A 13,920-nucleotide genomic window follows, 5' to 3' on the forward strand; every position below is an offset into this window, starting at 1 on the left:
CTGACCGGTCTGCTCGGCGCCGAGGGCAAGCTGCCCGGTGAGATCTCCGGTGGTATGCGCAAGCGTGCCGGCCTGGCTCGCGCGCTGGTGCTGGACCCGCAGATCATCCTGGTCGACGAGCCGGACTCGGGTCTGGATCCGGTGCGCACCACGTATCTGTCGCAGCTGTTGATCGACATCAACGCGCAGATCGACGCGACGATCCTGATCGTCACGCACAACATCAACCTGGCCCGTACGGTGCCGGACAACATCGGCATGCTGTTCCGCCGCAACCTGGTCATGTTCGGCCCGCGTGAGGTGCTGCTGACCTCGGAGGAGCCGGTGGTCAAGCAGTTCCTCAACGGCCGCATGCAGGGCCCGATCGGTATGTCGGAGGAGAAGGACGAAGCCCAGATGGCCCGCGAGCAGGCCATGTTCGACTCGGGTCACCACGCCGGTGGCGCGGAGGAGATCGAGGGCATCATCCCGCAGATGCGGGCGCAGCCGGGCATGCCGGTGCGTGGCGCGGTGGGCCGCCGCCGCGAGCGGGTCCGCCAGATCATGCATACGCTGCCGCCGGCCGCCCAGGAAGCCATTCGCGAGTCGATGGCGCAGAACGGTGATGAGGCCGACACGCAGGTGATGCCCGCGTATCAAGGTGGCTACGACGCCACGGTTCGACAGAACCTGACTAACGGGTAACATACGCGGCGTGAATCCCACCCTGACGCGACTGCGCACCCCGGTCGAGTCGGGACTTGCCCAGGCCGGCAACATATTCGCACTCTTCCTGGACGTGTTCCGGAAGACATTCCGCCGGCCCTTCCAGTGGCGGGAGTTCATCGAACAGTCGTGGTTCATCGCGAGTGTCTCGATCCTTCCCGCCGCTCTGGTGGCAATCCCGTTCGGCGCCGTGGTGGCCCTGCAGACCGGCTCGCTCATCAAGCAGCTGGGGGCGGAGAACTTCACCGGCGCGACCAGTGTGCTGGCCACCGTGCAGCAAGCTGCACCGGTCGTCACCGCGCTGATCATCGCCGGCGCCGCCGGCTCGGCCGTGGCCGCCGATCTCGGCTCGCGCACCATTCGCGAGGAGATCGACGCCATGGAGGTACTGGGCATCGATCCCATCCAGCGCCTGGTGGTTCCGCGCGTGCTGGGCATGATGCTGGTGGCCTTCCTGCTCAACGGCCTGGTCTCGGTCGTCGGCATCTGCGGCGGCTACTTCTTCAACGTCGGGCTGCAGGGCGGCACCCCGGGCGCGTACCTCGCGTCCTTCTCCGCCCTCGCGCAGATCCCCGACCTGGTCATCGGCGAGATCAAGGCCCTGATCTTCGGCGTGGTGGCGGGCGTGATCGCCGCCTACAAGGGCCTGCATCCGAAGGGGGGACCGAAAGGAGTGGGTGACGCGGTGAACCAATCCGTGGTGATCACGTTCCTCGTTCTGTTCTTCCTGAATCTGATCCTCACCCTGATCTACCTTCAGGTCGTCCCCGCAAAGGGCGCGTGATCCATGGTTGTTTCGCAGCGCACCACCGTCTTCTCCCGGTCGGCGCGCCGGGTCAGACCGGCGCTCATGGCGCCGGTCGACCTGGTCGACAAGGCCGGCGATCAGATGTCGTTCTACTCCCGGGCGATCGGCGCGATCCCGAAGACGATCGTGCACTTCCGCAAGGAGGTCATGCGGCTGCTGGCCGAGGTGACCTTCGGATCGGGCGCCCTCGCCGTCATCGGCGGCACCATCGGCGTCATCGTGTTCATGTCGGCCTCGGTCGGTGTGGTCGTCGGCCTGCAGGGCTTCAAGGCCCTCGACGCCCTGGGCTCCGGTGTCCTCACCGGCTTCCTGACCGGGTACATCAATACCCGCGAGCTCGCGCCACTGGTCGCGGCACTGGCACTGTCGGCGACGGTCGGCTGTGGCTTCACCGCGCAGCTGGGCGCCATGCGGATCTCCGAGGAGATCGACGCGCTCGAGGTGATGGCGGTGCCGTCGGTGCCCTTCCTGGTGACCACCCGCGCCATCGCCGGCTTCCTCGCCGTGATTCCGCTGTACGTGGTCGGCCTGCTGGGCACCTACCTGGCCTCGCGGATGATCAGCATCTACTTCAACGGGCAGTCCAGTGGTTCCTATGACCACTACTTCAGTCTGTTCCTGCCACCGGAGGACGTGCTCTATTCCTTCGTGAAGGTGCTCGTCTTCGCGTTCGTGATCATCCTGGTGCACTGCTACTACGGCTACAACGCCAGCGGCGGTCCCGCGGGCGTGGGTGTGGCCGTGGGCCGCGCGGTGCGTGCCGCCATCGTGCTGATCAACGTGCTCGATTTCTTCCTGTCCCTGGCGATCTGGGGTACGACCACGACGGTGCGGGTGGCGGGATGAACGGTCAGCGGCCGGAGGCGGCAGCTTGCGTAACCACGCAGGCCGTCCGTTCATCCCGGATGGAGACAGCATGAGCGACCCGCAGCGTGTGCAGTTCTGGCGTTCCACCGAGAAACTGCGCAGCCGTACCCTCGGCGTGCTCTTCTTCGTGCTGGTGGCGCTGTTCCTGTGGACCACCATCGCCATCTACAACAAGCAGTTCGTGGACACCGTCCGGGTCAACCTGATCACCGACACCGTCGGAAACGCGCTGACCCGCAACGCGGATGTGAAGGTCCGCGGCGTCACCGTCGGCGAGCTGCGGTCGAGCTCCTACGACGGCAAGAACGTCACGCTGGATCTGGCCATCGACCCGGGCAAGGCCGACAAGATTCCGTCCAATGTGACCGCCCGCCTGCTGCCCAAGACGCTGTTCGGTGAGCGCTACATCGATCTGGTGTGGCCGGAGAGCCCGCAGGGCCATCTCACCGCGGGCGTGACCCTGCGCCAGGACACCAGCGGCAACGCCGTCGAGGTGAGCCAGCTGCTGGACCACATCCTGCCGCTGCTGCAGGCGATTCCCCCGCAGTATCTGTCCTCCACGCTGGGCGCGCTGTCCAACGCGCTGCAGGGGCAGGGCGAGGAGCTGGGCCGGACCATCGACCGGCTCGACGACATCGTCACCCAGGTCAACGGTGAAATGCCGACGCTGCAACAGGATCTGAAGAGCCTGGCCGACGTGGCGACCACCTACGCCGATGCCGCGCCCGAGCTGGTGTCCGCGCTGGACAACCTGCGCACCACCAATGCCACCATCGTGCAGAAGCGTTCGCAGGTCGACACCCTGCTGGCGACGCTGACCCCGAGCGCCTCGACCACCGCGGACTTCCTGGTGGCCAACCGCGACAACATCATCGACGTGGCGGCGGACTCGCGGCCCGCGCTGGAGGCGCTGGCCAAGTACTCGCCCAGCTACAGCTGCGCGCTGGCCGGTTTCGCGGAGCTGAAGCCGCGCATCGACCAGATCTTCGGCAAGGGCACCAACCTGCCGGGCTCGCGCGTGACCATCCAGATCGTGAATCCGCGCGGCCGCTACGTGCCCAACCAGGACGAGCCGCGCTGGTTCGACCCGCGTGGGCCGCTGTGCGTTCCGATGTACCCGCCGTTCACCGACCCGGGCCAGTACACCGACGGTTCCGCCAATGACGGTTCCTACCAGCCGCCGAGCCGTAATCCGGGTGACCAGAACGTCGGCCGCGTGCCGGAGCCGCAGTACAAGGTGTACGGCCCGCAGGCGCCGACCACCGCGTACTCACCGCAGGAGGCCCAGGCCCTGGGTGCGATCTACGGTGCGGCACACGGAGTTTCGCCCGAACAGGTGCCCACCTGGGTGACCAAGATCGCCGCCCCGGCCTTCCGCGGCAGTGAGGTGAGCGTCAAGTGAAGGATCTGCTGCGCGGCCTCGGGCCGACGCTGACCAAACTGATCGCCTTCATTCTCGTCACGGTCTTCCTGACGGGTGTGCTGGCGCTGACCATCGCCAACTACGGTGGCGGTGGTACCAAGTTCAATGCCCGGTTCACCGATGTGACCTCCCTGAACAAGGGCGACGAGGTGCGCGTGGCCGGTGTCCGGGTGGGCAAGGTGACCAATGTGTCCATCGTGGACAAGCGCCTGGCCAATGTGGAATTCGAACTGACCGACCGGGATTGGCTGCCCGCCTCCACCACCGCGACCATCAAGTACCGGAACCTGGTGGGCCAGCGCTACATCGCGCTGGAACAGGGCACCGGGCAGCAGGGCCGCAAGATGAACAAGGGCTCGACCATCCCGCTGGAGCGCACCAAGCCGGCGGTCAATCTGACCGAGCTGTTCAACGGCTTCCGGCCGCTGTTCCAGACCCTCACCCCCGAGGACGTCAACAAGCTGTCGTCCGAGATCATCCAGGTCTTCCAGGGTGAATCCGGCACCATCGCGGACCTGGTGGCCAACACCGCCTCGCTCACCAACAAGGTGGCCGACAAGGACGCGGTGATCGGTGAGCTGATCAAGAACCTGAATGCCGTGCTGGACAGCATCAATTCGCGCGGCGACCAGCTCGACCAGCTGATCGTCAATACCGAGGCGCTGGTCACCGGGCTGAACGCCGATCGCGGCACCATCGGCTCGGCGGTCACCTCGCTCGGCAACCTGGCCTCGGCCACCGCCGACCTGCTGGTCCCGGTGCGGCCGAACCTGCAGGGCGCCATCGCCGGTCTGAACCAGCTCACCGGCACTCTCAACGACCGCAAGGACGAGGTCGACGAGGGTCTGACCAACCTGCCCATCAAGATGGAGAAGCTCGGTCGCGCGGCGTCCTACGGCTCCTGGTTCCAGTTCTATCTGTGCGGCATCGACATCGTCGCCGGACCGGGCATCAAGGACGCGCCGCAGCTGAACTTCCCGCCCGCACTGCAGAACATGCCGACTGTGAACCAGCCGATCTACACGAATCCGGCCCCGCGCTGCCATGGGAAGGGAGGCCGCTGATGGACGACCGCGCTGTATTGGGCAAGCGCAGTCCGGCGTTCATGGGTGGGCTGGGCCTGATCCTGGTGCTGCTGGTGACCCTGTCCGCGTTCAACCTGGACAAACTGCCGATCATCGGCGCCGGCATCAAGTACACCGCCGAGTTCTCCGAGGCCGCGGGCCTGAAGAAGGGCAACGAGGTGCGCATCGCCGGCGTCAAGGTCGGCGCGGTGTCCGATGTCCGCCTCGACGGCGACAAGGTGCTGGTGGACTTCCGCACCCAGGATGCCTGGGTCGGGGACGAGTCCACCGCCTCGATCCAGATCAAGACCCTGCTCGGGCAGAAGTACCTGGCACTGGATCCCAAGGGCACCAAGGTGCTGAACCCGTCGGACCGGATTCCGCTCTCGCGCACCGTGTCGCCCTACGACGTGGTGGACGCGTTCAGCGACGCCGCCAAGAACATCGAGCAGACCGACACCGCGCAGCTGGCGAAGAGCTTCACCGTGCTGTCGGACGCCTTCTCGGCCACCCCGCCGGAACTGCGCAGCTCCATCGACGGCGTCGCCCGGCTCTCGGAGACGCTGGCCAAGCGTGACGATCAGCTCAAGAAGCTGTTCGCGGCCACCAAGACCACCACCAAGGTGCTGGCCGACCGCAACCAGGAGTTCGAGCGGCTCATCGCCAACGGCGGCGAGCTGCTGGCCGAGCTGAACGTGCGCCAGCAGGCCATCCACCAGCTGCTCACCGGCGCGAAAACCGTTGCGGCGGAACTGACCGCGCTGGTCAAGGACAACGAGGCCCAGATCGGCCCGGCGCTGACCAACCTCAACAAGACCATCGACCTGCTCAACGACCACCAGGCCGACCTGTCCAAGACCCTCACGCTGGCCGCGCCCTTCTACGGGCTCTACTCCAACGTGCTGGGCAACGGCCGCTGGTTCGACGCGGTCATCACGAACCTGATTCCGCCCGCGCTGCCGGACATCCCGGGTGACCGCCAGCCGATCCGAAAGATGGGAGGTTAACTCGTGGCGAGCAATCCGCTGTCCGCCCTGCGTGGCGCCAGCACCAAGAGCAAGATCATCGCCGGAGTGACCGTCCTGGCGGTGGTGCTCGCAGGTGTCGCGTGGTGGAGCTTCGATCGGCTCAACACCACCACCATCACCGCGTACTTCGACAAGTCCATCGGCATCTACAAGGGTTCCGACGTGCGCGTCCTGGGCGTGCCGGTGGGCCGGGTGGATTCGGTGGACCCGCAGGGCGACGTGGTCAAGGTCGTCATGAAGGTCGACCGCGGCTACGACATCCCCGCCGACGCCAAGGCCGCCCAGATCACCCCCTCGGTGGTGTCGGACCGGTACATCCAGCTCGCGCCCGCCTACAAGGGCGGACCGAAGATGGCCCGCAATGCCACCATTCCGAAGGATCGCACCGCGACCCCGGTCGAGGTGGACCGGCTCTACAACAGCATCACCGAACTGTCGAAGGCACTCGGCCCGGAGGGCGCGAACAAGCCGGAGGGCGCCACCGGTGAAGGCGCGCTGAACCAGCTGGTGCGCACCGGCGCGGCGAACCTCGCCGGCAATGGCGACGCGCTGGGCAACAGCTTCACCCAGCTGTCCAAGGCCGCGCACGCGCTCTCCGATTCGCGCACCGACATTTTCGACACGGTCAAGAACCTGCAGACCTTCGTGCAGACCCTGGCCGACAACGACGCGCAGGTGCGGACCTTCAACACCCAGCTGGCCTCGCTGGCCGGGTTCCTGTCCGACGAGCGCCAGACCCTCGGCCAGGCGCTGAACCTGCTGTCGGTCGCGCTCGGCGATGTGGCCCGGTTCATCGACAACAACCGGGACCTGGTGCAGTCCAACGCCGATGCGCTGACCAAGCTCACCCAGACCCTCGCCGACCAGCGCGACGATCTGGCCAAGGCGCTGCCGCTCATCCCGACCGCGCTGAGCAACCTGATCAACGTGCACAACGGTGAGTCCGGCACGCTCGACATGCGTCCCAACTTCACCGACCTGCAGGATCCGTTCGGCGTCATCTGCAAGATGCTGGACCTGGGCAAGCTGCGTCCCGGCGACCCCAAGTTCGACGCCATCTCGCGTCAGCTGCAGCCGATCCTGAACAACTGCAAGGTGATCACCGATCAGCTCACCGCGGGCGTGAAGACACCCTCGCTGGTGCTGCCCTTCGGCATTCTCAGCGGCGAGAACGAGCAGCACAACACGGTCCCCGGCACCGTTCCCGGCACTCCGTCCGACCAGCTGCCGCCGTCGCAGCAGGAAGGTGGGCAGCGATGAGCGCCAACCGGATTCGCGGCGGCCGGGTCCGGCGCACCGCCCTCCTGGCCACCTCGCTGGGCGCGGTGACGCTGATGGCGTCCGGCTGCGGCGCGGACAGTATTCCGCTGCCCGGCGGACCGAATATCGGCAAGCATCCGCTGCACCTCGACATCCGCTTCTCCGACGTGCTGGACCTGGTCCCGCAGTCGTCGGTGAAGGTGGACGGTGTCGCGGTGGGCCGGGTCGACAAGATCCGCATCGCCCCCGACAACGCCTGGGAAGCCAGCGTGCAGGTGCTCGTCGACGACAGCGTGAACCTGCCCGCCAATGCCCACGCCGAGGTCAAGCAGACCAACCTGCTGGGTGAGAAGTACATCGAACTGTCCGCTCCCGCAAAGGATGCCGATTCCGCGCGGCTGAAGGACGGCGCCAAGATCCCGGTCGAGAACACCCGCACCGCCACCGAGGTGGAGCAGGTGCTGGGCGCGCTGTCGCTGCTGCTCAACGGCGGCGGCGTGGCGCAGCTGCAGCCGATCGTGGTGGAGCTCAACAAGACTCTGGGCGGCCGCGAAGGCAAGGTCCGGGACCTGCTGAGCCAGGCCAACACCCTGATCAAGGGCCTCGACGACCAGGTCGACAACATCACCCGCGCGCTGGACAGCCTCGACACGCTGACCAGCCGGGTGGGGCAGCAGACCACCCAGATCTCCAAGATCCTCGACGAGCTGCCGGGCGGCATCAAGATCCTCAACGAGCAACGGCCGCAGCTGATTCAGCTGCTGGGCCAGCTGGATCGGGTGGGGCAGGCCGGATTCGACGTGCTGAACAAGTCCAAGGACAACCTGATCACCGACCTGTCCTCGCTGCGGCCCACGCTGCAGGCGCTGGGCGCGTCGGCGGGTGACCTGGTGACCGCGTTCCCGCTCATCCCGACCTACCCGTTCCCGGACGAGGCCATCAAGTCCGCGTTCGGCGGTCAGGTCAACACCTGGCTCTCGGTGGACCTGCAGATCGGCACCCTGCTGTCGAATCTCGGTGTGGGCAAACAGGATCCGCAGTACCTGCCGCCCGCGGGCCGCCAGGTCAACGTGGATCCGACCAACCCGTACTACAACGGCAACGGGCCGCGCGGCGGCTGGCCGACGGTCTCGCTGCTGCCGCTGCCGCCCACCGTGGCGCGGCCGATCGGGCAGCCGGGACCGACCGATCCGCTGGGATCGATTCTCGAGCAGCTGGGAGTGGGTGGTCCGCGATGACTCGTCTGGTGCGTAATCAGCTGATCGCCTTCGCGGTCATCGCGGTGCTCGGCGTCGTGTTCGTCGGCGCCAAGTACGTGCGGCTGGACAATATGCTCGGCTTCGGGCTGTACAAGGTGAAGGTGGAGGCCGCCGAAACCGGCAACCTGTCCAAGGGCGCGGAGGTCACCTACCGCGGTGTCCCCGTCGGCCGGGTCGGCGACCTCGACGTCACCCCCGACGGCGTGCTCATCACCCTGGAGATGAACTCCGGCAAGCCCAAGGTCCCCGCCAATGCCAAGGCGGTGGTGGCCGACCGCTCCGCCATCGGTGAGCAGTACGTGGACCTGCAGCCCACCAGCGCCGGCGGGCCGTACCTGAAGGACGGCTCGGTCATCGTCGGCGCGCAGCTGCCCGTCCACGTCGAGGAACTGCTCACCAGCGTGGACCACTTCGCGAGCACCACCGACCTGAAGGCGCTGTCCACCACCATCACCGAGCTGGGCAAGGCGTTCGACGGCAAGGGCGACGACCTCAAGATCCTGGTCGACTCGCTCAACAAGTTCAGCGCCACCGCCAGCGGTGACAACCTGCAGCAGACCCTGGCCCTGATCCGCTCGGCTCGCACCGTGCTGGGCACCCAGGCCGAGCAGTCCCCGGCGATCCTGCAGTTCAGCGACGGCCTCGACAAGCTCACCGCGCAGCTGAAGTCCAACGACCCGGATATCCGCCGCCTCATCGGCACCGGCACCGACGCGGGCTCCGCGATCCAGCACCTGCTGCAGGAGAGCGGCCCGGCGCTGACCAAGGACCTCACCAACCTGCGCACCCTGCTGCTGGCCATCTCACCGAAGTTCTACGCCCTCGGCCCGGTGCTGCAGATGCTGCCGCTGCTGCCGCTGGGTGGCTCGTCCACCGCACCCGGTGACGGCACCACCCACTTCGGCCTGGTGCTGGAGACCAACAACCCGCCCGCCTGCACCGTGGGATACGAAGGCACACAACGGATTCTGGATCAGATGAAGGCCCAGAACCCCAACTTCGACGACACCCGCGACGACTTCCCGCTCAATACCCAGGCCGGGTGCGCGGTGCCGCAGGGCAGCGAGACCGACGTCCGCGGCGCCAGTCGCGCGGAGCTGGCCGACCCCAGCGTCGGGCAGCCCTGGGACGACAAGCCGAAGTACGACCCGGACAAGCTCAACCTGAACCCGGTGGCCACCCAGCTGGCCACGCTCATGGGCGTCACGCCCAAGCACTGACCGAGCTGCCCGGCACGCTCCGGGCAGCGAGATGGCACACAGTCCCAGCCAGGGCGCGAAGAGAGGAAAGTATGGTGGCGGCGTGAGTCAGCACAAGGACAGCGAATCGGGGGCGAACCTCGAGAAGCCGGCAACCCCGCCGGTTCCCGAAACAACCCCGGACGCGTCCTCGGCGGACGTCGCGCCGGAGCCGGCCGCATCCGAGACGGAGTCGGCCGAATCCACCGCCGTGCCGGCCACCGTGCCGGACGAGCCCACTGCGCCGGAAGAGCCCACTGCGCCGGCCGCTGTGCCGGACGAGCCCGCTGAGCAGGCCGCCGAGCTGCCGCCGACACCCGGCGCCGTCGGCTCGGACCCGCGGAAGCTCGTCACCGTCGGCGCGGCCGCGCTGCTGGTGGTGTCGGTGATCGCCGCCGCCGTGGTCGGATTCATCTGGTTCGGTGACGCCAAGGACAGCTCCCGGGCCGATGCCCGCGACGCCGTCCTGACCGACGCCCGCCAGGCCGCCGTCAACCTCATGTCCATCAACCCGGACGACATCGACGGGTCGCTGGCGAACATCCGGTCATCCATGACCGGTGAGCTGCTCAAGCAGCAGGAGGACGGGCAGGATCAGCTCAAGCAGACCGCCCAGGACTCCAAGACCCGCATCGCGGCCGCCGTCGAGGGCGTCACGGTCACCGCGCTCAACAGTGAGCTCGACCACGCCTCCGCCTTCGCGGTCCTGAAGATCACCCGCAGCTGGCCCGGTGGCCAGCCCGCGTCCTTCCGCCAGCTGTGGACCCTCGACCTGGTCAAGGTCGGCAGCACCTGGAAGGCCGAGAAGGCGCAGAACCTCGGCGAGCCGGTGCCCCTGGGCTCGGCCGCGCCGCAGCAGGACGCGCCCCAGCAGCCGACTTCGACCCAGCCCACCCCCAAGCCGGGCAACTAGGAGGGAGTGACCATGGCCAACCGGAAACGACCCGTCAACCGCGTCACCCCGCGCCGCCCGGCCGCCCAGCGCGGCACCGCGTCGCGCACCACCGCCGCCGACGTCCAGGCCGGGAGCACCGAGCGGAAGACCACGAGCGCCCGGTCCACCTCCGAGCGTTCGGATCGGACCGCGTCGCGCACCACCCTGCATCGCGGTCCGGGTCTGTCCAAAGACGGTGCCCCGCAACAGTATTCCAAGCCGACCGGCCAGGGCGGATTTTGGCGTAACTGGGGTGTCGCCACGGTGTGCGCAGCGCTCTCCGCGCTGCTGCTGGCCTTCGCGATCGCCGGTGCCGTGCACCACTGGGTGAGCAAGCCCGATTCCGACTCGGGCAATCTGGCCTACGTCGACAACAGGGCCACCGACGAGGTGAAGGCCGCCGGCGACCACGCGCTGACCACGCTCTACGGCTACAAGGCCGCCGAGATCGACAAGTGGAAGGCCTCGGTCAATTCGGTGCTCACCGACAAGATGCAGAAGGACTTCGCCAAGTACGTCGACACCACGGTCGAGACCATCAAGCAGACCCAGACCGACACCGACGTCAAAACCGATCCGATCGGCGTGACCCTTCTCACCGGCGACCGTGCCGAGCTCCTGGTCAATCTGAACATCTCCGCGGTCAAGGACGGCAAGCCCGAACCCCTCGCCTCGGGCCCGATCGTGCTGCGCATGCAGAAGGTCGGCGGTCACTGGCTGGCCGCCGAGATCACCGACAAGTAAGCGCCTCCCGCCGTCGCATGGCGGTGTCTTTCCGGCATCGCACGACGTCGGAAGGTGATCTTGTAGGGGGACAGGCGATCTCGCGATTTGTCAACTCGGGCCGCCACTTGACGAGTTTCGTCCGACCCGTCACGCTATTCACAACAGCGGCGGCTGTCACAGGGGACAGAACGCCGGCGAGGGTCTTGCGAACGCAGCCAGCGGACTTGCGGCCCGGCCGGAAAACCGTGTGGAGACCGTCACTCGGCTGTGGTGATATCGGCGTTCTGATCGCCGGGATATCGACACGGACACACCGGGGCGAAGTTGCCGCCCACGGATCGCCACGGGTGGTACTTTGACACCCCCGTAGGTTTGGGTGTAGTTTTGGACGTTGCGCTGGCTGCCTCCTGTCCATACCTCGATCGCATCACGAAAGTTCCACCTTCCGGTGTTACTTCCGCTGTTTGCTGTTCGGGTTTCGTTCGGGTCGTAACCAGCGGAATTCGTAGCAGACAAGCGACGGTCGCGGACCACCACGCGACGCGCGTGAGGTGCTGGAAGGACGCATCTTGGCAGTCTCCACCCAGACCAAGGCCGGTATCCCCGGAGCCCCGAAGCGGGTGTCTTTCGCGAAGATTCGTGAGCCCCTGGAGGTTCCCGGACTTCTCGATCTACAAACCGAATCGTTCGCCTGGCTGGTCGGTTCAGCAGACTGGCGTGAGCGTGCCATCGCGCGCGGCGACGTCACCGATCCCGTCGGGGGCCTCGAGGAGGTGCTCGAGGAGCTGTCTCCGATCGAGGACTTCTCCGGCTCCATGTCGCTGTCCTTCTCCGACCCGCGCTTCGAAGAGGTCAAGGCCTCCATCGAGGAGTGCAAGGACAAGGACATGACCTACGCGGCGCCGCTGTTCGTGACCGCGGAGTTCATCAACAACAACACCGGTGAGATCAAGTCTCAGACGGTCTTCATGGGTGACTTCCCGATGATGACCGACAAGGGCACGTTCATCATCAACGGCACCGAGCGCGTCGTCGTGTCGCAGCTGGTCCGTTCCCCGGGTGTGTACTTCGACGAGTCGATCGACAAGTCCACCGAGAAGACGCTGCATTCCGTGCGTGTCATCCCGTCGCGCGGCGCGTGGCTGGAGTTCGACGTGGACAAGCGCGACACCGTCGGCGTCCGCATCGACCGCAAGCGTCGTCAGCCGGTCACCGTGCTGCTCAAGGCGCTGGGTATGACGACCGAGGAGATCACCGAGCGCTTCGGCTTCTCCGAGATCATGATGTCCACCCTCGAGAAGGACTCCACCCCGGGTCAGGACGAGGCGCTGCTCGACATCTACCGCAAGCTGCGTCCGGGCGAGCCGCCGACCAAGGAGTCCGCGCAGACCCTGCTGGAGAACCTGTTCTTCAAGGAGAAGCGCTACGACCTGGCTCGCGTCGGTCGCTACAAGATCAACAAGAAGCTCGGCCTGAACCTGGACAAGCCGGTCACCGGTTCGACGCTGACCAAGGAAGACATCGTCGCGACGATCGAGTACCTGGTCCGCCTGCACCAGGGCGATCGCCTGATGACCGCCCCCGGCGGCTCCGAGGTCCCGGTCGACGTCGACGACATCGACCACTTCGGCAACCGTCGTCTGCGGACGGTTGGCGAGCTGATCCAGAACCAGATCCGCGTCGGTCTGTCCCGCATGGAGCGCGTCGTGCGTGAGCGCATGACCACCCAGGACGTCGAGGCGATCACCCCGCAGACCCTGATCAACATCCGCCCGGTCGTGGCGGCGATCAAGGAGTTCTTCGGCACCTCGCAGCTGTCGCAGTTCATGGACCAGAACAACCCGCTGTCGGGTCTGACCCACAAGCGTCGTCTGTCGGCGCTGGGCCCGGGTGGTCTGTCCCGTGAGCGCGCCGGCCTGGAAGTTCGTGACGTCCACCCGTCGCACTACGGCCGCATGTGCCCGATCGAGACCCCGGAAGGCCCGAACATCGGCCTGATCGGCTCGCTGTCGGTGTACGCGCGGGTCAACCCGTTCGGTTTCATCGAGACCCCGTACCGCAAGGTCGTGAACGGCCGCGTCACCGATGAGGTCAAGTACCTGACCGCCGACGAGGAGGACCGCCACGTTCGCGCGCAGGCCAACTCTCCGGTCGACGCCGACGGCAACTTCCTCGATGACAAGGTGCTCGCGCGCCGCGGCAACGAGGAGATGGAGTTCGTCGCGCCGACCGAGGTGACCTTCATGGACGTCTCGCCGCGCCAGATGGTGTCGGTCGCGACCGCCATGATCCCGTTCCTCGAGCACGACGACGCCAACCGTGCCCTCATGGGCGCGAACATGCAGCGTCAGGCCGTGCCGCTGATCCGTTCCGAGTCGCCGCTGGTCGGCACCGGTATGGAGCTGCGCGCCGCCGTCGACGCCGGTGACGTGGTCGTGAACCAGAAGGCCGGTGTGGTGGAAGAGGTTTCGGCCGATTTCATCACCGTGATGCACGACGACGGCACTCGCCGGAGCTACCGGCTGCGGAAGTTCGAGCGTTCGAACCAGGGCACCTGCGCCAACCAGCGTCCGATCGTGGACGAGGGTATGCGGGTGGAGGCCGGGCA

12 protein-coding genes are annotated in these 13,920 nt (G+C 66.8%); all 12 read left to right on the plus strand.

Annotation, left to right across the window (positions count from 1 at the left end; genetic code table 11):
* Positions 1-684, plus strand: a 684-nt coding sequence (locus tag ACWEQQ_RS44655; protein ID WP_452352515.1) for an ATP-binding cassette domain-containing protein, incomplete at its 5' end; no start/stop codon positions are given.
* A gap of 10 nt (positions 685-694) precedes the next feature.
* Positions 695-1,489: an MlaE family ABC transporter permease gene (locus ACWEQQ_RS44660; RefSeq protein ID WP_354850753.1), complete on the plus strand. Its 795-nt coding sequence runs from the start codon at positions 695-697 to the stop codon at positions 1,487-1,489.
* A gap of 66 nt (positions 1,490-1,555) precedes the next feature.
* The gene (locus ACWEQQ_RS44665) at positions 1,556-2,359 is read left to right on the plus strand and encodes an MlaE family ABC transporter permease (RefSeq protein ID WP_354850825.1); all 804 of its coding nucleotides are present in this window, start codon (positions 1,556-1,558) and stop codon (positions 2,357-2,359) included.
* Positions 2,360-2,429: 70 nt separating this feature from the next.
* Positions 2,430-3,782, plus strand: a complete 1,353-nt coding sequence (locus ACWEQQ_RS44670; protein WP_452352516.1) for an MCE family protein — start codon at positions 2,430-2,432, stop codon at positions 3,780-3,782.
* Between the two features lie 8 nt (positions 3,783-3,790).
* Positions 3,791-4,867, plus strand: a complete 1,077-nt coding sequence (locus ACWEQQ_RS44675) for an MCE family protein (RefSeq protein WP_452346184.1) — start codon at positions 3,791-3,793, stop codon at positions 4,865-4,867.
* Positions 4,867-5,874 carry an MCE family protein gene (locus ACWEQQ_RS44680; protein ID WP_452352517.1) on the plus strand — a complete coding sequence of 336 codons (1,008 nt, stop codon included), beginning with the start codon at positions 4,867-4,869 and terminating at the stop codon, positions 5,872-5,874. The genes ACWEQQ_RS44675 and ACWEQQ_RS44680 overlap by 1 nt, the downstream gene beginning before the upstream one ends.
* A gap of 3 nt (positions 5,875-5,877) precedes the next feature.
* Positions 5,878-7,155 (plus strand): MCE family protein, encoded by a 1,278-nt coding sequence (locus ACWEQQ_RS44685; protein ID WP_452352518.1) that lies wholly within the window; start codon positions 5,878-5,880, stop codon positions 7,153-7,155.
* The gene (locus ACWEQQ_RS44690) at positions 7,152-8,393 is read left to right on the plus strand and encodes an MCE family protein (protein WP_452352519.1); all 1,242 of its coding nucleotides are present in this window, start codon (positions 7,152-7,154) and stop codon (positions 8,391-8,393) included. Before ACWEQQ_RS44685 ends, ACWEQQ_RS44690 begins: the two co-directional genes overlap by 4 nt.
* A complete protein-coding gene (locus ACWEQQ_RS44695; protein ID WP_452346180.1) occupies positions 8,390-9,634 on the plus strand; it encodes an MCE family protein in 1,245 nt (414 codons plus the stop codon). Before ACWEQQ_RS44690 ends, ACWEQQ_RS44695 begins: the two co-directional genes overlap by 4 nt.
* Positions 9,635-9,716: 82 nt before the next feature.
* Complete coding sequence (locus tag ACWEQQ_RS44700) at positions 9,717-10,565, plus strand: hypothetical protein (protein WP_452352520.1); 849 nt, start codon at positions 9,717-9,719, stop codon at positions 10,563-10,565.
* A gap of 12 nt (positions 10,566-10,577) precedes the next feature.
* A complete protein-coding gene (locus ACWEQQ_RS44705; RefSeq protein WP_452352521.1) occupies positions 10,578-11,330 on the plus strand; it encodes a hypothetical protein in 753 nt (250 codons plus the stop codon).
* A gap of 533 nt (positions 11,331-11,863) precedes the next feature.
* Positions 11,864-13,920, plus strand: a 2,057-nt coding sequence (rpoB, locus tag ACWEQQ_RS44710; RefSeq protein ID WP_452352522.1) for a DNA-directed RNA polymerase subunit beta, incomplete at its 3' end; no start/stop codon positions are given.

It is taken from the genome of Nocardia sp. NPDC004123, from assembly GCF_053603795.1.